Source organism: Corallococcus sp. AB018 (assembly GCF_003986945.1).
GTDB classification, from domain to species: domain Bacteria; phylum Myxococcota; class Myxococcia; order Myxococcales; family Myxococcaceae; genus Corallococcus; species Corallococcus exiguus.
In genome coordinates, this window is sequence record NZ_RAWR01000211.1 from 1 (window position 1) to 18,434 (window position 18,434).

The 18,434-nt window shown below is 70.6% G+C and carries 16 protein-coding genes; 7 read left to right on the plus strand and 9 right to left on the minus strand.

Translation table 11 applies throughout. From position 1 onward, the window contains the following. The 4 genes from D7Y11_RS33715 to D7Y11_RS33730 all read left to right on the plus strand — a co-directional run. On the plus strand, nt 1-924 hold a 924-nt coding region (locus D7Y11_RS33715), incomplete at its 5' end, for a site-2 protease family protein (protein WP_126935750.1). Between the two features lie 40 nt (nt 925-964). After that, entirely contained in the window at nt 965-1,897 is a 933-nt protein-coding gene (locus D7Y11_RS33720) for a DUF2381 family protein (RefSeq protein ID WP_233597357.1), read from the plus strand. A 13-nt stretch (nt 1,898-1,910) separates the two neighbouring features. Continuing rightward, nucleotides 1,911-2,399, plus strand: a complete 489-nt coding sequence (locus D7Y11_RS33725) for a serine/threonine protein kinase (RefSeq protein WP_120579974.1) — start codon at nt 1,911-1,913, stop codon at nt 2,397-2,399. 75 nt (nt 2,400-2,474) lie between these two features. Continuing rightward, nucleotides 2,475-2,942: a hypothetical protein gene (locus tag D7Y11_RS33730; protein WP_121755463.1), complete on the plus strand. Its 468-nt coding sequence runs from the start codon at nt 2,475-2,477 to the stop codon at nt 2,940-2,942. A gap of 6 nt (nt 2,943-2,948) precedes the next feature. Here D7Y11_RS33730 and D7Y11_RS33735 read toward each other — a convergent pair whose 3' ends face one another. From D7Y11_RS33735 to D7Y11_RS43530, 4 genes are all read right to left on the minus strand, one after another. Then, on the minus strand, nt 2,949-3,713 hold the full coding sequence (locus D7Y11_RS33735) for a DUF5953 family protein (RefSeq protein WP_120579972.1): 765 nt from the start codon (nt 3,711-3,713) through the stop codon (nt 2,949-2,951). Beyond that, nucleotides 3,694-4,641, minus strand: a complete 948-nt coding sequence (locus D7Y11_RS33740; RefSeq protein WP_120579971.1) for a DUF6310 domain-containing protein — start codon at nt 4,639-4,641, stop codon at nt 3,694-3,696. The genes D7Y11_RS33735 and D7Y11_RS33740 overlap by 20 nt, the downstream gene beginning before the upstream one ends. A 9-nt stretch (nt 4,642-4,650) precedes the next feature. After that, nucleotides 4,651-6,030 (minus strand): hypothetical protein, encoded by a 1,380-nt coding sequence (locus D7Y11_RS33745; RefSeq protein ID WP_120579970.1) that lies wholly within the window; start codon nt 6,028-6,030, stop codon nt 4,651-4,653. An 89-nt stretch (nt 6,031-6,119) separates the two neighbouring features. Beyond that, complete coding sequence (locus D7Y11_RS43530) at nt 6,120-6,512, minus strand: hypothetical protein (protein ID WP_158629188.1); 393 nt, start codon at nt 6,510-6,512, stop codon at nt 6,120-6,122. Between the two features lie 455 nt (nt 6,513-6,967). On the opposite strand from D7Y11_RS43530, the gene D7Y11_RS33755 reads away from it, so the two are divergent. The 3 genes from D7Y11_RS33755 (at nt 6,968) to D7Y11_RS33765 (ending at nt 10,288) form a co-directional block, all read left to right on the plus strand. Then, complete coding sequence (locus D7Y11_RS33755; RefSeq protein WP_121755462.1) at nt 6,968-7,963, plus strand: class I SAM-dependent methyltransferase; 996 nt, start codon at nt 6,968-6,970, stop codon at nt 7,961-7,963. A gap of 94 nt (nt 7,964-8,057) precedes the next feature. Next, nucleotides 8,058-8,861 (plus strand): hypothetical protein, encoded by an 804-nt coding sequence (locus tag D7Y11_RS33760; protein WP_126935751.1) that lies wholly within the window; start codon nt 8,058-8,060, stop codon nt 8,859-8,861. A 44-nt stretch (nt 8,862-8,905) separates the two neighbouring features. Next, nucleotides 8,906-10,288: a wax ester/triacylglycerol synthase family O-acyltransferase gene (locus tag D7Y11_RS33765; protein WP_126935752.1), complete on the plus strand. Its 1,383-nt coding sequence runs from the start codon at nt 8,906-8,908 to the stop codon at nt 10,286-10,288. Between the two features lie 3 nt (nt 10,289-10,291). On the opposite strand, the gene D7Y11_RS33770 is transcribed toward D7Y11_RS33765, so the two are convergent. The 5 genes from D7Y11_RS33770 to D7Y11_RS33790 all read right to left on the minus strand — a co-directional run. Beyond that, entirely contained in the window at nt 10,292-11,629 is a 1,338-nt protein-coding gene (locus D7Y11_RS33770) for an FAD-binding oxidoreductase (RefSeq protein ID WP_126935753.1), read from the minus strand. A gap of 182 nt (nt 11,630-11,811) precedes the next feature. Beyond that, complete coding sequence (locus D7Y11_RS33775; protein WP_121755458.1) at nt 11,812-13,203, minus strand: sigma-54 dependent transcriptional regulator; 1,392 nt, start codon at nt 13,201-13,203, stop codon at nt 11,812-11,814. Continuing rightward, nucleotides 13,200-14,741: an ATP-binding protein gene (locus D7Y11_RS33780; RefSeq protein WP_126935754.1), complete on the minus strand. Its 1,542-nt coding sequence runs from the start codon at nt 14,739-14,741 to the stop codon at nt 13,200-13,202. Before D7Y11_RS33780 ends, D7Y11_RS33775 begins: the two co-directional genes overlap by 4 nt. A 16-nt stretch (nt 14,742-14,757) precedes the next feature. Next, nucleotides 14,758-17,847, minus strand: a complete 3,090-nt coding sequence (locus D7Y11_RS33785) for a FrgA protein (RefSeq protein WP_126935755.1) — start codon at nt 17,845-17,847, stop codon at nt 14,758-14,760. A gap of 50 nt (nt 17,848-17,897) precedes the next feature. Next, nucleotides 17,898-18,434, minus strand: a 537-nt coding sequence (locus D7Y11_RS33790) for an RDD family protein (protein ID WP_126935756.1), incomplete at its 5' end; no start/stop codon positions are given.

An 18,434-nucleotide genomic window follows, 5' to 3' on the forward strand; every position in this document is an offset into this window, starting at 1 on the left:
ATGGCGCACACGTTCTATGCGCTGCGGCATGGCGGCGAGGTGCACGGCATCACGCTGATGACTGTCGGCGGTGTGTCAGAGCTGGCGGAGGTGCCCAAGCGTCCCCGGGACGAGGCGTTGATGGCGCTGGTGGGCCCGCTGACGAGCCTGGGGCTGGCGGCGTTCCTGGGCGCGCTGACGTGGGTGGTGCACGGCCTGGGGATGTTCCAGGTGCAGTTCGCGCTCTTCACGCTGGCGATGCTCAACGCGGTGCTGGGGGGCTTCAACCTGTTGCCGGCGTTCCCCATGGACGGAGGCCGCATCGTGCGCGCGGCGCTGACGCCCCGGCTGGGATTGCTGCGGGCGACGAAGGTGGCGGCGGGGCTGGGGCGGCTGTTCGCGGTGTTGTTCGGCGTGTGGGGGCTGGTGACGCTGAACCCGTTCACGCTGGTGGTGGCGTTCTTCGTGCTGATGGGGGCGGAAGGGGAGTCGCGGCAGGTGCGGATGAAGGCAGTGCTGGAGAAGGTGCAGGTGGAGGCGCTGATGACGCCGCGGATGGTGGGCGTGGACCTGGACCTGTCGATGCAGGACGCGCACTGGGCGCTGCGTCACGAGCACGTGAGCATGTTGCCGGTGACGAGCACGGGGCGGCCGGTGGGGCGGGTGACGTGGGCGGCGGTGCAGGCGGTGCCGGAGGCGCAGCGCGGAAGCTACGTGGTGCGCGACGCGATGGAGGACGGAGTGGTGGCGGACCTGCGCGAGGACGGGTGGGCGGCGCTGCGCAGGATGGCGGAGGCGCGCGTGCCCATGGCCGCGGTGGTGGACGAGGACGGGCTGCTCGCGGGGACGTTGGACTGGAATGACATCCAGCGGGGGCTGGCGCGGGCAGAGGAGGCAGAGCGGAACCGATCGCGGACGGGGTGGCCTCGCGAGCGGACGGCGTAGGTTGGATGGATGGCACCCACCCTGATAAGTGGGGGCAGCCATGTCCTCTTCGCTGTCACTCAAATGCGGCCTGCTGCTCGGCTTGTTGGCGTTTCCGGCGTTGGCCCGAGAGCTTGAAGAAAAGCTCAGGATCCGGACGCTCCAGGTTCCAGCCCATCCCGGACAGGAAGCGCCGTCCATCTACGTCTCCGCGCAGGTGGCGAGCGTGCTGCGCTTCGAGCAGGACATCGTGCCCACGAAGACACGGCTCCTGGCCTGGGAGGGGCGCTTCGAACCGCTGCTCGTTGGAAGCAAGAAGGTGGTGATCGAGCCGCTGCGCGACCTGGACGAGGGGGAGGCGCTGCCGCTTCACGTGACACTCGCGGATGGGACAGCGTTCACCTTCCTCGTGAGGCCGAAGCTCCGCGAGTCCTGGGGGTGGATCGACTACCAGGTCAATGTGTTCAAGGACCCTGGCAGCTACAACGCGGTGCTTTCAGGGCTGTATGACGCGCTCAACCGAGAGCGTGCGCTGCGTGAGGAGAACGAGCGGTTCAAGAAGGAGGAGAACTCCATCGACCATGCCTACGCGACGCTTCTCTCCAACGGAGAGGTGGGGAAGACGCCGTTCCGGCGCAAGCGGGTCTTCCGCCTGCGGCACGAGGACATGGACATGGTGGTTGAACTCTTCAAGGGACCCGGCAAGGCAGCCGCCGTGGTGACCTTGCGGAACACCGTGCTCGAGGAGGCGTGGACGCTCGAGGGGGCTTCCGTGACTCGTGACCTCTCCCTCCGCACGGCTCGCCCGTTCGCGTTGCGCATGGAACGGTCGGTCATCGTCCCTGGCCAGTCGGGAAGGATCGCGGTCGTCGTGGACAAGAGTTCCTTCGAACTGGAGGGTGGTCAGTTGGCGGATCTGGCCCTCCAGATCTTCCGTGGGGATGGGCTCCTCCAGGTCGCCGTGGCGATGGAACATGCACTCGTTCGGCAGTAGAAAAGTCGCCCCCATGTCCATGACCAAGGCCCTGCTGCTCGGCACTTTCGTCCTGATTGCTGCGTCTTCTGGATGTACCAGCAGCGGGGTGTCGCTGCGCCCCGATGGAACTCCTGGGCCGCAGGAGTGCTCAGAGGAAGCCAAGCGGACGATGCGTGCCTTGAAGTTGCGTGTGGGGGACGCGCAATTGGTCGAACTGGACGCGAACCAGATTGGTTCACGGCGTCCCACGATCTACGACGGACCGATTGAAAGCATCCTTGAGGATGACTTTGGCACGTTGGAGGCGACGACCCGTTTGTATGGGCAGGTCTGGACGAGCGGACCGCAGGTCGTCATCCGGTATTACGAGGCCCATCCACCGGACAGCGAGAAGTTCCCCATCTGTGCCGTGGCTCGGCTCAGCCAGGACCAGATGCGGAAGAGTCCGGACTCGAAGCCTGGGATGGCGATTCTCGAAGGCTCTACCGCGGCGGCCTACGTCGTCGATGCGTACCGGTAGCGGACGGCATCGCGCTCCGGGTGAATAGGTTCACTCCGGCCACGTCGGGATGGGTGTGTCCCACAAGGAAGCCCCATGAAGAGCCTGCTGGTTGGAATGATGTTGGCGTCGACGCTGGGTGCCGGTCCCTCGAAGACGGTGGACCTGGTGGGCACGGTGCACAGCGAGGACATCGGCAACCAGAGCTCCAGCCGGGCCACGTGGCTGCCCACGCAGCCCAAGCGCATCGAGCAGTTCGAGTTCCACCTGAAGCGCCCCATGAAGGCCGTGCAGCTGGAGTACCAGTGCCACCTCCAGGACACCGGTGATTCGGGGTGGCTGCCCGAGGGCACGCCCTGCGGAACACAGGGCGAGTCACGGCGTCTGGAGGCCTTCGGCATCCGGCTGCGCGGCGAGGGGGCGCACCTCTACACGGTGCGCTACTGGTGCAAGGTGGAGGGGATGGAGCGCCCCCTGGGGCCGCTCACGGACGGCGCGATGTGCGGCACCACGGGCGAGGGCCGCAAGCTGTTGGGCATGCAGGTGGAGTTGGTGCGCAAGTAGCCGCGCTCAGGTGGGCACGCGTCCGCCGATTGCTGGGAAGCGCTCGTAGGCTCGCAGGAGCGTTTCAAGATGGGTGGGGATGTCGAGATCGAGCGGTTCCTCGGTGAGGCGGACAATCCATCCACCCGTTGTGGTGCGCCGGGCTCGCGACAGCAGCTCCGTGTCGCGCACCGGGTCCGGGAACCCGATGCGGCGCGCCGTCGCGGCCGACCAGTAGTTGAGCCAGCCCAGGCGATGGGGACATTCCGGTGAGGGGATTTCCCGTGCGAGCTTGAGTGCCGGCAGTCCGCGAGGCGGAGGCTTTGGATTCGCTGCCCAATTCTTGGTCTGACGCGCGATCTCCACGCCTGCGGGAAAAGGTGTCGCGTGACCCCAGAACGCGCGCGCGCCCTCCGCGATACCTTCCAGCAGATTCCCTGCCGCCGCGAGGTTGCCCGCATTCATCGGCATCTCCGCGTGGACGTCGAACAACGGTTGGCCTCCTGGCCCGGAGTCCGCTGAGATCTCCAGTCCGTAGACCGTGACGAGTTCACTCTCGTTGGGGCCATTGCAGACCAGAGGGAACCCGGGGCCATCCGGCCTGCCGCCGAGGACCCATGCGTCCCGTTGGGGCAGGGGATAGGGATTTCCTTCGACGGAAATCGCCCAGTCCAGGCGCAGGCCGGGGATGGCTCGCTCCATGCCGTGGACGACGGCCAGAGGGCGGCTGTCATTGCCTACGAGCGCGGGCGCGTAGGTCATCATGACCAGGTTATTCCTCTGCTTCGTCATCCTTGCACCACTCCATGAGGATGATGGTTCCCTCGAGATCGGGATCCGCGATCTCCAACGCCTCTTGATGCGCGGCACTGCGAACGCCGACCCGAAAGTCGAATCCACACGCACGAGCGAGGTCGCGTTCGTGCCGCATCTCCATCAACTGCTTCTCTGGCACCGTCCTTCGCAGGAAGGCTGAGTACGTGTCGAAATTGTCGGTCTTCACCTCCCAGAGCGTGCGGAACGCGGACTGGAGCCCGTCGTAGGCCTTGCCGTTGACCAGGGCATTGGCGCCGCGGAAGGTGTTGCCCGGGATTCCGTCCGCACATCTGTTGTGAAGGGGATGGCCGCCTTTGGGTGGTACCCGTTTGGGAATGCACTCCGGGCGGCGCTCTCGTGGCTCCGCGGAACTGGGGGGCCCGGGTGGAGGAAACCAGTCCTGCCCGGAGGAACGCCCTGTGGGGTCAGGGCCATGCTCCACCACGGACTGTTGCGTGAGTGGCTGGGTCCGGGGCGCATCTTCATCCGGATAGGCATGCCGCAGTTCGTATGCCTCCAGCTCTTCCGCGATGGCGACCGCCACCACCACGACACCGATGACGATCACCGCACCCACGACGATCTCCGGTTGGGTCAGAAGGCAGACGCCCACCATGGTTTGCAGGGCGGCCGCGTCCGCTGATGCCACGGGGCAGCGATGCTCGGAGTCCTCGAAACGGATCCTCCTGGAGTCGAGCGCCTGAAAGCACCGCTCCACCACCACGTCCCACGGCTGAGAGGCTTCCCGGACGACGCACTTCCCCTCGTCCCTCCAGGGCAACGTTGCTGCTCGCTGGAGATTGGTGAAGCGTGACTCACGAACCGCTGGCGCCTTCATCTGCGGCGTCGATGTGGCACATGCAGAAAGGAACAGCAGGAGCGCGGTGGCGGCGAGGAATCGCATGTTCGTGCTTCAGTTCTTCTCCGGCAAAGACCAGTTCATCTGGAAGCGGTGCGCGCCGTTGGGCGCACTGTCCAGCCAGCCGGTGATGCTGTCGCTCTTCGCGAGCAGGGGGCCCAGCTCCGTGCTCGCTCCGAAGAACGCGGCCAGGCGCTCGTCGCCCATCACGTCCATCAGCGACACCTGCGACAGGCCCCGCGCCAGCTTCTTCGGATCCAGCGTGAACTCCACCGCGCGCTTCAGCGGGCCGCCCTTCTCCGGCAGCGACGCGAGCATCGTCTGCGTCACCGTGGAGTCATTGCCGAACACCAGCTGCTTGCCCTTGAGCCGCACGTAGACGCTGCCGCCCTTGGCCTCCATCGCGTAGCCGTCCTCCAGCGTCCTGGCGCCCGGGAACTTCGCCAGCGGGGCCAGCGCCGCCTTCACCGCCGCCGCGTCCGTCACCTCCGCCGCCAACGCCTGCTTCGCCGCGAAGAAGCGCACCTCCGGCTTGCGCAGTGAACCGCGCACCACCACCGAGTCCACGCCGAACAACACCTGCCCCGTCATCTGCTTCGCCAGCGCGTCCGTCACCGCCTTCACGTCCGCCGCCGGACACGCGGGACACACCGACTGCACCGCGGCCCCCACTGAATCGACCGCCTGCGCCACGCCTGTCGGCGCCACCTGTGCCCTGGCGAAGAGCAGGCCCGCGGGGGACATGGCGCCGTAGGGGCTCGTGCCCTTGGCCTGGAAGGGCGGCAGCGGCAGCTTCGTCGTCGTGCCCTCCACCTTCAGCCCCGTCGCCGTGCCGTCCAACGCCAACACGCCGTCCTTCGTGGACAGGTACAGCACCCCCGGCACCGTGGCCATGCGCGCGTCCGCGGCCGCCGCCTTGAGCGCCACCAGCTTCGCGGCCTCCTTGCGGAGCGCGTCGTCCGAATCCGTGCTCAGGAAGGCGCAGGCCTCCTGGCCCTTGATGACGTAGCCGCCGAAGCCACCCGAGGCGCTCGGCGCGCGGAGCGTCGTCACGCCCTTCACCGTGCCCGCCTTCACGTCGCCGTTGCGCGCGAGCACGTTCGCCGTTGCTTCCTGGAACACCTTCGTGTCCTTCACCCGCGTGCACGCGATGCGGCCGTCCTGCCGCATGGACACCGTCAGCGGCCCCGTCACGTCGATGCCCTGCGCCTCCATCACCTCTGGCTTCCCGAGGTCGAGTTGCAGGATGGGGTGCAGCTCTCCGCGCCACGCCTCCGGGTTCAGCAGCTGCGAGTACGCCCCGGCCCGCGTCAGGAACGCGTTCAACCCCTGGAGCTGATCCAACTGCGGGGCGTGGAGGACCGTGACCGTGGAGGCGGCGACGCGAGGCGCGGGTGCGGCCGCCAGCGTGGCGGCAAGTGCGAGGGCGAGCATGCCCCCACCTGAAAGCGACCCACGGCCCCTGTCAAGGCACTCCCACCCGGGACGCCCATCACCAACGTCCGCACGGCGCCCCGCTGGCCCTACGCCGGCAGCCGCCCCGTGTTGGCCCAGTCAATCATCCGCTCCGCCAGCTCCTCCGCGCTGCGGCGCAGATAGGCCAGCTGCAACACCTCGTCGTCCGTGCACGCCAGCGCCATGCGCACCCGCACGCCGTCCACGAAGCGCAGCACCTGCGCGATGCTCAGCGACGCCCGGTCCTCCAGCGCCCCCGCGAACCCCGCCACCTCCGCCTCCGCCGCGCAGCCCTCCGCCAGCAGCGCCGCCACCCACACGGACCGCGCCACCCGGTGCTCGCGCGCCCGCGTGTCCTGGAGCTGAAGACGCCACGGCTGCGCCTCCCAGTGCGCCGCGCCCTCGACGTTCTCCACCAGCTCCCGCCCGCCCTGCGTCCGCGATTCCATCGCTCGCATCATCCGTGACCCCTCTTCCATCAAGACCTGGGTCCATCCACGGGCGTGACCGGCAGCCTTCCTCCCGTCCACGAGCAGGGCTCGTGAATGAGCGGCTTTCCGGAAAAGACGCACTCCACCTGTTTTCTTGCCCGCCCGGAGGGATGCTTGGACTGTCATTCGCGGACGCTCCCGTGCAGGTGGGAAAGCCTCTCGCCGGCGCCGTCTCCAACCCGCCGGCGAGAGGTCACCGGGGCGACCGGTGCCTTCCTGCTTTGAGGGATTGTCACGAAGCGGTGCGAGTGGATTCTCGGACCCCGGTGCGAGGCGGGATGTTCACGTGGGGACAGTGAGTGGCCCTCGGGACGTATTGGGTTGGAGCCCGTCTCTCACGCATCGTTCGCAGTCCGGTTCCGGGGGACGGTGTGGTCGACCGCGTCTTTGTCGGGACCGTCACGGCCTTCCGGGGGGAAGCCACCATGTCGAACCTGCTCGACCTGCCGCGTCAGGCATTGATGGACCTGCGCTCGCGTCTCAGCCACCTGCCGATCGTGTCCCATCTCCACCGCCGGCACGCGCCCAACAGCCTGTCCCTGTCCAGTCCGGCGCCGCAGGACTCCGTGCTGGCGGATCCTCAACGCGTGGAGATGTGGCGCCGCGCGGTGGAGCGCTACGTGCGCCCCAACCAGGTGGTGGTGGACGTGAAGGCCGGCACCGGCCTGCGCACCTTCCTCGCCGCGCACCAGAACCCGCGCAAGCTGTACGCGGTGGATGACTCGCGTCTGTTGGACACCACGCAATGGGTGGCCCGCCGCAACGGCCTGGACCGCATCGCCTTCGTGCGCGAGCCCACCTGGCACTTCCAGCCGCAGGAGAAGGCGGACGTGCTGCTGCATGAGCTGTTGGGAGATGCGCTGCTCGACGCGGGGCTCGTGCCCCGGATGCTGGACTTGCGCTCGCGCCTGCTCAAGCCCGGCGGCCGCATCCTCCCCAACCGCTTCGAGGTCTACGTGGAGCCCGTGCAGCTCCGCGAGGAGGCATGTGTCCCGTTCATCTGGACGCAGCACCTGCCCCACGTGGACTTCCGCTGCCTCCAGTCGCTGCGCGAGGCGATGAGCCCGTCGTACTTCACGCGGCTGGTGCGCTCCTACGAGGTGGACCACCTGCTGTGTGAGCCGGAGCCCGCGTTCGGGTTCGACCTGGAGACGATGCGCGCGGAGGGGCTGCCCTCGCGCGTGCGCATCCAGCGGCCGGTGGAGGAGGACGGGCGGGTGGACGGCTTCTGCCTCTTCTACAAGGTCGCCTTCGACGCGGAGCTGTCCTTCGACGTGTCCCCCATGCGCGAGCGCAACACCACGGCGATGACGCTCCTGCGCGTGGAGCCTCGCGAGTTCAACCGCTACGACACGCTGGACTTCGAGCTGGAGCTGCCCAATCCGTCCGACCCGCGCACCTGGCGGTGGCAGTTCACCTGACGGCGGTGCCGGAGCCCGGAGTGATGCCCGGTGGACAGCCTGCCTGCCTCCGGGTGTCGCCGGAGGTGGGCGCACTGCCTAGCTTGCATGGCGCATGCGACCGTTCCGACTCCTCGTCCTGCTTCTCGTCTCCGCCGCCTCGCTGCCCGCGGCGGCCCAGTCTCCCCGCACCGTCGCGGGCGTGTGTGGCCGCACCAACTGGGTCTGTGTCGCGGAGTGCATCGACGCGGAGTGCGTCGACAAGTGCATGCGCGAGGGCTGCGAGGACGCGCTCAAGCGGCTGAAGACCTGCACCAGCAAGGCGGCCTGCGCGCCGGATGACACGGCGTGCGCGGCGAAGTCGTGCGGCCTCACCTGCGAGAAGTCCTTCGAGCCCGCGCCCAAGAGCCCGGAGAAGCTGGCGACGAACCCGTGCGAAGGCGACAAGGCGCCCAAGGGCACGGCCGTCCCCGAAGCGCTGGTGGGCACGTGGGTGCTGTCCGCGGCGAGCATCCCGGACACGGACCAGGGAAAGGAGGAGCGCATCGACGTGCAGCCCCGGTCCGACTACGCGCGGGCGTTGCAGATCACGCCGAGCGGATGCTTCGTGATGCGGACGAAGCTGGATGACGCGACGCTCGGGCGCGGCAGCACGCTGGATGTTCGCGCGTGGGGCCGGCTGGAGGTGAAGGACAAGAAGCACCTGGCGCTGCGCACGCAGGACGGTCAGGCGGTGGGCCCGGTGTGCGGCAAGGAGCGCGTGGTGCCCTTGTCCAAGGGGAAGTTCAAGGGCGGGGACTTCACGTACGCCATTGAAGAGAAGGACTCGCTCGTGCTCACGGTGCCGGGCGCCACCCGGCAGACGTTCCAGTTCGAACGGGAGAAGCAGGAAGCGCCGGAGCCGCACCCCAAGCCTTGAGGAGGACCTTGCCCCCACCGGGGTGCACGGGTGAGAAGGACGCCATGGCAGGCCGCGAGCGGATGGCGAGCATGGACGCGGCGTGGCTCCAGATGGAGGAGCCCGCGAACCTGATGATGATCACCGCGGTGCTGTGGTTCGACGGCGCCGTGGACCTGGAGCGCCTGCGCGCGGTGGTGCGCGAGCGGCTGGTGGAGCGCTATCCGCGCTTCCGTCAGCGGGTGGTGCCCGGGCCGCTGGGCGCGCCGCATTGGGAGGACGCGCCGGACTTCGAGCTGGAGGAGCACTTGTCCACGCTGCGCGTGCCGGAGTCGGCGGGACGCGCGGGGCTGGAGGCGCTCGTCGGGGACTGGCTGGGCGTGCCTCTGGAGCGCTCCCGTCCGCTGTGGCACTTCCACCTGGTGCGCGGCGCGCCGGGCGGGGACGTGCTGCTCGCGCGGCTGCACCACTGCATCGCGGATGGCATCGCGCTCGCGCGGGTGTTGCTGTCCCTCACGGATCCGGTGGACGCGGTCGCCGTGCCGGAAACCTGGGATGAAAGCCAGGAAGCGGTCACGCCTTCCGAACCGGAGCGGCGGCCAGGCGCTCCTGGCTGGCTGCGTTTCGCCCGGGGCGCCCGCTCCGCGCTGCGCAAGGGCGCGGAAATGGTGCGTGAGCCCATCCTCGCGGGCGACCTTGTTCGCGAAGGCGCGAAGGGCGCGGCGGCATTGGGGAAGCTGCTGGTGCTGCCTCCGGATCCACGCTCTCCCTTGCGCGGGCCGCTGGGCCCCCGGAAGGTCGCCGCGTGGTCGGAGCCCATTGAGTTGGAGCGGGTGAAGGCCGTGGGCCGGACCCTGGGCGGTACGGTGAACGACGTGCTGCTCACGGCGGTGACGGGCGCGCTGCGGCGCTATCTGGCCACGCGGGACGCTCCACTGGAGGACGTGCACGCGCTGGTGCCGGTGAACCTGCGGCCCATGGATGTGCCGGTGCCTCGCGAGCTGGGCAACCGCTTCGGCGTGGTGTTCCTGCGGCTCCCCGTGCACCTGGCGGAACCGCGCCGCCGCTTGCGCGAAGTGGCGAAGCGGATGGAGCACCTCAAGCGCTCACCGGAGGCCGTGGTGACGTCCGGCGTGTTGGAGCTTCTGGGCCGCACGCCCGCGGCGCTGGAGCGCGCCGTCGTGGACGTGATGGGCACCAAGGCGTCGCTCGTCGCCACCAACGTGCCCGGGCCGCGCCAGCCGGTGTCGCTCGCGGGCAGCCGACTCAAGGGACTCACGTTCTGGGTCCCCCAGGCCGGCCACGTGGGCCTGGGGGTCAGCCTCTTCAGCTACTCGGGACAGGTGACCGTGGGCGTGGCCTCGGATGCGTCACGCGTGCCCGACCCGGAGGCACTGGTCGCCGCGTTCCAGGAGGAACTGGACGCGCTGGCGACGATGGCTCCCTGAGCGCTACTTCGCGAAGAGCTTGTGCGGGTCGTACTTGCCGCGCACTTCCTTGAGCTTCGCGCGGATGGTGTCCGGCCAGGCGCTGTCGAAGTGCTCCGCGTCGCGGACCTTGCCCATGAAGTTGATGGTCATCTCCGGCGATAGCCACGGCTTCAGCTCCGCGCGCAGGCCCTCGGTGGCGCCGGGCAGCACCGTCTCGAACAGCGGCGGGTGCATGCCCACCAGACCGACGACGAAGTTGCCACCGCGGCCGCCCACCGCCGAGCCGCCCGCCACGTCCTTCTGGCTGGCGCCGCCCAGGTGCCGCAGCTCCAGCAGGAAGTACGGCGTCTGCACGCCAGCGCCCACGTGGCGCAGCAGCGTGGTCGCCAGGTCCTGGTCCACGTGGGTCAGCATCATTCCGTGGGTCCAGACGGGGCTGGGCTTGTCCGGATCATTGTGGATGCGCGCGATCTGCGTCACGGGCAGCTCGCCCAGCATGTCCAGGTAGAGGGGCGCCAGCGCGCGCAGGGGCGCCGCCAGCTTCGCGCCCTCTTCCGTGGAGCCCGGGAAGGCGAAGCGCAGGTTGAGCACCGTGCGCCCCTGCAGCGGGGGCGGGATGAAGTCGAACGGCGGGAAGCGCATCACGGCGATGCTCGTGGACACGCGCGCGTCCGCCTCCGCCGTCCACTTCACCCAGCCGCGCAGCACGGCCTCGATGTGCTCCTCCGCGAAGAAGAGGCTGCCCGCGTAGAGCGAGCGCATCTCCACCAGCTGGAGCTTCACCTCCGTCACGATGCCGAAGCCGCCCTTGCCGCCGCGCAGGGCCCAGAACAGGTCCGGGTGATGCTCGGCGCTCGCCTCCACCGTCTCGCCGTCAGAGGTGACGAGCGTGTAGCCCACCACGTAGTCGGAGCTGACGCCGTGGCTGCGCACCAGCGGCCCCAGGCCGCCGCCCAGCAGGTAGCCCACCACGCCCACGTTCGTGGACGAGCCGGCGATGGGCGTCAGGCCGTGCTTCGCCGCCTCCTCGATGACCGGCTCCCAGCGCGCGCCCGCGCCAATGGTGGCGATGCGCGTCGCGGGGTCGATGCTCACGTGGTTCAGCGCCTTCGTGGAGAGGAGCACGCCAGAGGTGACGGGCGCGTACGTGCCGTGCCCCGTGGCCTGCACTGAGACGGGCAGCTGGTTCTCCCGGGCGAAGCGGATGGCCTCCGCCACGTCCTTCGTGGACTTCACCGCCACCACGTACTGCGGCGAGTGCGTGACGAGGACGTTGAAGCCGGCGCTCTCCGGGGCATAGCCCGCGTCGTTGGGGGTGTAGACGGGGCCGCTCACGCGGGCGGCGAGGGACTGGGTCATGGGGGCGTTGCTCCTTCGTGTCAGCCAGCCCTTGCGGGCCGGGAGGGGGACTCGGGTGCGCTGCGGTGCCGCGTCCAGGGAGTTCGAGCGCGAAGCAGCATAAACCTGGAAGTCAGGTCCGTACACGGAAGCATTCGGTGACAACACGGGCTGGATTCCAGCGGGTCGCCCTCCCGGCACCTCTACAGCAGGCCGTGCTCCTCCAGCTTGTTGTAGAGCGTGCGCCGGCTCACCCCGAGCAGCCGAGCCGCCAGCGTGCGGTTATCACCCGAGCGCTTCAGCGCATCCACCAGCGCTTCCTTCTCCACGTCCTTGCGACGTGACTCCAGCGTGACGGAGTCGGACGGCGACGGAGGCAGCGGCGCGGCGACGGGCGGTGGCGCGAGTCCCGGCTGGCGGGAGAGTTCTCGCGCCACGTCCTCGCCGGTCAGCATGGGCCCGTCGGAGAGCACCACCAGCCGCTCCAGGAAGTTCTGCAACTGGCGCACGTTGCCGGGCCACGGCTGGGCCTGGAGCGCGCGCAGTCCGTCCTCGCTCAGGGTGAACGGAGGCCGGCCGTTGCTCTTGGCGTGCACGTCCAGGAAGTGGCGGGCGAGGGCCGCGATGTCCTCCGGCCGCTCGCGCAGCGTGGGCAACCAGAGGGGCACGACGTTGAGCCGGTAGAAGAGGTCCTCGCGGAAGGTGCCCCGGCGCACGCCGTCCTCCAGCGACTGGTGCGTGGCCGCGACGAAGCGCACGTCGATCTTCACTGTCTGCGTTCCGCCCAGCCGTTCGAACTCGCGCTCCTGGAGCACGCGCAGGAGCTTCACCTGCACGGCGGGGGACACGTCGCCAATCTCGTCGAGGAACAGCGTGCCGCCGTGCGCCAGCTCCACGCGTCCGGGCTTGCGCGTCGCCGCGCCGGTGAAGGCGCCCTTCTCGTAGCCGAACAGCTCGCTCTCCAAGAGCGTGTCCGGGAGCGCCGCGCAGTGCAGCTTCACGAACGGGCCCGCGCGCCGGGGACTGTTCTCGTGCAGGGCTCGCGCGGCCAGCTCCTTGCCCGTACCGGACTCGCCCCGGAGCAGCACCGTGGCGGTGCCCTGGGCGGCCTTCACCAGCAGGGCCTTCACGTCCTTCATCGCGCGGCTCGCGCCCATGAGCAGGCTGTCGAGTCCGTCCGGCGCCTTGCCGGTGCCTCGCGTGGGCTCCGGGTCCTGGCTCGCGTGGAGCAGGGCCTTCTTCAGCGTGAAGAGGAGCTCCTCGCGGTCGAAGGGCTTGAGCACGAAGTCCGCCGCGCCCGCCTTCATCGCCTCCACCGCGAGCGGCACCGTGCCGTGCGCGGTCATCAGCAGCACGGGCACGTCCGGCCAGCCGCGTCCCACCTCCGCGAGCAGCTCCATGCCGCTCATGCCCGGCATGCGCACGTCGCTCAGCACCACGTCGATGGGGCGGCGCGCGAGCAGGGCCAGGGCGTCCTTCGCGTTCGAGGCCGGATGCGGAGTGAGGCCCGCCTGGGTGAGCAGCGCGCCCAGCACCTTGAGCAGCGCGGGATCATCGTCGACCACCAGGACGTGGCCCTTCAGTGCTTCGCTCACGCGGCTTCTCCCTCGGATGCCGGGGCCTGGGAAACGGGGGCCGCCGGCAGGCGCAGGCGGAGGATGGTGCCATGCCCCTCGCCGCTCGTCAGGGACGCAGTGCCTCCGTGCGCCTCCGCCACGCGCCGCACGAAGGCCAGCCCCAGGCCGCTGCCCGTCGCCTTGGTGGTGAAGAAGTCGTCGAAGGCCCGCTCTCGCGTGCGCGCGTCCATGCCGCTGCCGGTGTCCTGCACCTCCACCACCACCGCGCCGCCGTCCCGCTGCGTGCGCACGGTGAGGGTGCCGCCCTCTGGCATGGCCTCGTAGGCGTTGCGCACCAGGTTCTCCAGCGCGTTGGCGAGCAGGTCCTCGTCTCCCGCGCACTCGGGCAGGCCGGGCGCGAGCTCCTTCTTCAGCTCCACCGCGCCCGGGGTCGCGAAGGCCTGGAGTGACAGCACTCCCTCCACCAGCCGGTTCAAGTCCAGCGGCCGGCGCAGCGGCTCCACTCGCGCGAGGCGCTGGTACGTGCCCGCCACGCGGTCCAGGCGCTCCACCTGCTCCAGCAGCAGGTCCAGGAAGTCACCGTGCGCGTCCCAGGAGTGGCCGCGCGCGTGCTCCTCTTTCAGGTACTGCGCGGCGCCCTTGAGCGCGGCGATGGGGTTCTTCAGGTCGTGCGCCATCTGCGCGGAGAAGCGCCCCAGCGTGGCCAGTTGCTCCAGTCGCTCGCGCTGGGTGACGAAGGCGGTGACGCCCCGCCGCGCCGCCGCGAGCAGCGCGAAGGTGATGGCGGTGGTGCCCACGACCAGCGCTCCCGACTCGGCGGCGAAGGCGCGGAAGAGCACCAGGTAGGCGAGCACGCCTACCAGCGCGAGCACGACCGCGTGCATCGCCGCGTTCGTGGCGCGCGCGTCCTTGCCGAAGAGCTGGAAGCGCAAGGACGCGGTGGCCATCACCGGCAGGCCCAGCAGCGTGCCCACGTTGCCCAGCTTCGGCACGGGGAGGGCCATGTCCGCCGCCAGGTCCGTGAGCAGCAGCGCGACGAGCAGCGTGAGCCCCAGCAGCATCAACCCCGCTCGCGCCCGTTCGTCCTGCGAGTTCTCCGAGCTTGTGTGGCGCAGGTGGCGCGTGAGCAGCACGAAGCCCGTGGTGAGGATGGGGATGACGCCCAAGGCGACCGCGAGCCCGAAGCGGAAGGTGTAGATGCGCTCCTGCAGCGCGGGCACGCCCATGGCGATGATCATCGTCAGCGCGAGCGCGCCCATCACCGCGTAGGTTCCGTACAGGACCCGGGCGGAGCGGCGGCGGCGGCCCACGAACGCGAGGATGAAGTGCAACGCGCACGGCAGCGTCATCAGCGCCGCGGCGAAGCCCATCAGCCGCCAGCCGGTGTCCCCCGAACGCGCCAGCCCGAAGGCGGAGAAGTTCCAGGTGGACAGCGCGATGGACAAGAGAGACAGCGGCAGCGCGAGGGGGCTTCGTCCCACGCGGGCGAGCGCGATGCCGGCGAGCGCGAGCTGCCCCGCGCACGCCAGAAGGCTGACCCACATGGCGCCCGTCATCGCGCGCCTCCGTGGCTCAGAGCATGCCCAACCGGCGGGCGTTGGCGGGATCGACCGCCGCCGACTCCCAGCGCCGCACCGCGGACTCGCGCTCCGCGTCGGGAGCGTCCGCGTAGTAGCCCAGCGTGTCGTGCAGGGCGCGGCTCAGCTCTTCGATGGCGGCGAGCCGCACGTCCAACTCGCGGTGTCGCAGCGCGGCCACCAGCCAGTCCGCGCGGCGGCGGCTGCGGTTCTCCGCCCACCACGCCGACCACTGGCGCGGCTGGAGCCCCAGCGTGGCGCGGGTGACTTCGCGCAGGGCCTCCGCGGCGGCCTGCGCGCACATGGCGTCGTCGCTGCCGGTGAGGTTGATGAGGCCCTCGATGGCGTCGCGGTCGTGCAGCGTGCCCAGGGCACGGGCCGCCAGCGAGCGGCGCAGGGCGTCCCGGCTGGCCAGCTCCTGGCGCAGGTCGCGCAGGGACGCGTCCAGGCGCGGCAGGTGCTTGAGCGCGGCGGCGGCGACTCGCGCGGCGCTGGAGATGTCCGGCTCCATGTCGAACAGGCCGCGCAGCACGCCGTCCACCAGCTCCGCGTAGGGCAGGTTGCCCGCGGTGAGCAGCGCCAGGTAGCGCGTGTCCGCGTCGTTCGAGTCCAACAGCGGCGCCAGCGCGAGGGCCGCGGGACGGCCCAGGCGCGACAGGGCCGCGGGGATGGGGCCCAGCTCGTCCGCTTCCGGCAGCTCCACCACGGGCAGGCGGCTCCAGGCGGTGGGGCCGGGGAAGTGCTGCGCGAGCACCCGGGCGCTGGCTTCAGGTGAACGCGCCAGCTCCGCGATGGCGCTGGAGCGCTGGGACGCGTCCGGGCCGGTGAGCCGGCGCAGGAGCGGCGTGAAGTCCGGGGGCGGGCGCTCTTCCGGCGACAGCACGCGCGGAGGCAGGGCGGCGGCGCGGCCCAGGTTGGCCACGCCTCCACGGCCGAAGACGGGGTTCCACCCGAGCCCCGCGACCACGGCGGGTGCGGGAGCGGGCTGCACCGGGGCCGGGAAGCCGGGCACGTCCACGTCGATGGAGATGTCTTCTTCCGGCGCGCGCAGCTCGGACACGCGCTGCTTGCGGAAGAGGATGAGCTCCTGGAAGGCGGCCGGCAGGTCCTGGCAGAACAGGATGTAGTCGCTCAGCCGGCGCTGGCTCATCGGCTTCTGGCCGCAGTCGCCGTAGAGGATGGCCACGAGGCGGCCCTTCACCTCCACCGGGTACAGGAAGACGGTGCGCGGGGCCTGGCGGCCGAAGAGCTCCAGGTAGTGACGCGTGAGCGCGTCCGGAGGCAGCGGGCCCGCGTAGCTGCCACGCGTGACGGCGACGGTGCGGAAGACGCTGCTCGCGTCCAGGGGGATGGAGACCAGGGAGAGGGCGTTCGCGTCCAGGCCCTCTCCGCGCGCGTCCCAGCCACCCGCGGCGCCGCGCACGACGGCGAAGGCGGCCACGTAGTCGAACGTGCGGCGGCCGAAGCGCAGCGCCACGTCCAGCAGGCGGTCCAGGTCTCGCGTCGACTCGCGCAGCGCGGAGCGGGCCTGGGGCAGCGTCCATTCCGGCACGGCGGCATCCGGCGCGCTGGAGGCACCCGGGACGGAGGCGGGCTCCGGCGCGCGAGGACGGGTCGCGCCCTGCGTGGACGCGGGGTTGCTGAAGATGATGAACGACGGCTCGCCCCGGGGCGGCGCGGGGGGAACCGGCGGCTGGGTCGGCGTGGCGGTCTGGGCCGCGCGGGCCTGCTGCTCGGGCGAGGGCGGCCACACCGCGGGACGGGCTCCCGGGGGCTGCGCGGGGGCGCTGGGACGGCTCGCGGCCGGAGGCGCCGTGGGGGGCGTGGCCTGCGAGGTCTGGACGGTGGTGCCCGGTCGAGCAGGGCCCTGTGCCGACTGCGCGGCCGGGGTGGTGCCCTGGGGGCTCTGCACGGGAGTTCCCGGTCGAGCACCTTGGCCCGTGGTCGCGGGCCCCGGTCCGCCAAAGCCCTGCGTCGTGGGCCCCGGTCCTCCGAAGCCCTGCGTCGGGGAGATGCCCTGCGCGGTGGGGCCCTGTCCTCCGAAGCCCTGCGTCGCGGGACCCTGCACGGTGGTTCCGGGACGGCTCGCGGCCTGCGGCGGCGTGGCGAACGCTCCGGGCGCGGCGGGTCGACCCCCATGAGGCGCGGTGGCGGACGTACCTGCCGGACCCACGGGCAACAGCACGGGCACGGGCTGCGGCGGCGGTAGAGGACGCTCTCCCGGCGGGTAGAGGGTCGGCGGCGCGGCGTTCCCCGACGCGCCCTGGTTCGGAGCCTGCGCGGGAGGCGTGGCGCGCGCGGGCGTGCCCGGCATGTTCAGCCGCAGGGGCTCGCGCGTGTACGCGGGGGGCGGGATGTCCGTGGGCGTCGGCGCCGGCGTGGGGCGCTGGACCGCGCGGGCCGTCGTCACCGGACCCGCGGAGGTGTTCAGGCGCAGCGGCTCGCGCGTGTACGCGGGCGGGGGGATGTCCGCGGGCTCGGGCTCACGCGCGGCGGCGGGACGGGCTGCCGCGGGCACGGGCTCCTGGGCCACGTTGCGCGCCAACTGCTCCACCATGTCCACCGTCATCGACTCGTCGTCTGGCGGCGGAGGCGGGGGCGGCGTGAGCGCTCCGGCCTGCTGGGCGACCGCCGCGGCCAGCTGCACGAAGCGGGGCGTCAGCGGCTGGCGGTAGATGATGGAGATCCACTCGCGCACCCGCAGCTCGATGGCGACCCACAGCTCCAGCGGCTTGCCCAGGAGGAAGCCGACTTCGTCCAGCTCCTTCTTGGGCACCGGGTAGGCGCACGCCACGTGCAGCGTGTTGCCGTCCAGGGACAGGGGAACGACGCTCAGGCGTTCGGCGATTTTCGGGGGGATGAAGCTGGCGACCTCGAGGTTGGGCTCGAAGTCCACCAGGTTCACGGGCCGGAAGCCGGAGACCTCGCCCAGCATCGCGAGGACGTCCGCTTCGGACATGCCGCGCTCCAGGAGCGCGGTGTCCACATGGCCTCCCTGGGCCTGGTGCAGACGCAACAACTCTCCGGCCTGCTCCTGGGACAGGAGGGCGCGCGAGACGAGGTGCTGGGCAAGACGCGAAGGCATGAAGGCCGCGGCATCTTACGGCCGCGGCCGCAAGGTACAATGAGCCTGTTTCAGCTCGGTTGGACGACGAAGGTGGACGTCAGCTTGTCATGGAGCGTCTGTCCGCGGCGGTCGAACAGCGCCATCCAGAACCCGCCCAGGAAGAGAACGAAGGAAAGCCCGGCGAGCAGCGCCCGGAAGATGGCCCGGCCCGGGGTGGGCGCCATGCCATGGGTGTCCACCAGCCGCAGGCCCAGGAGCAATCGTCCCAGGGTGCGTCCATTCCACAGGAAGGCCGCGACCGCGCAATACACGGTGGCGAGCACCAGCACCAGGACCACGCCCGGCAGCAGCACGGAGTGCAGCGCGCGCAGCCAGGCGACGAAGGCGTCCAGCCCGGTCAGCCCCGGCTGCGGACCCTTCACGCCCGCGACCGACGAGGCCAGGGTGATGTAGGCCGCCGCCACGGCGCTGATGGCCGCGGTGTCGACGGTGAAGGACAACAGCCGGCGCCACAGCGAGGCGGGCCGCGCGTGAATCTCGCCCGTGGCCGGGGCAGCCGGGGCCGCGGAGACCTTCGACTTCTTCGCGGGGGCGGCGGGGGCAGG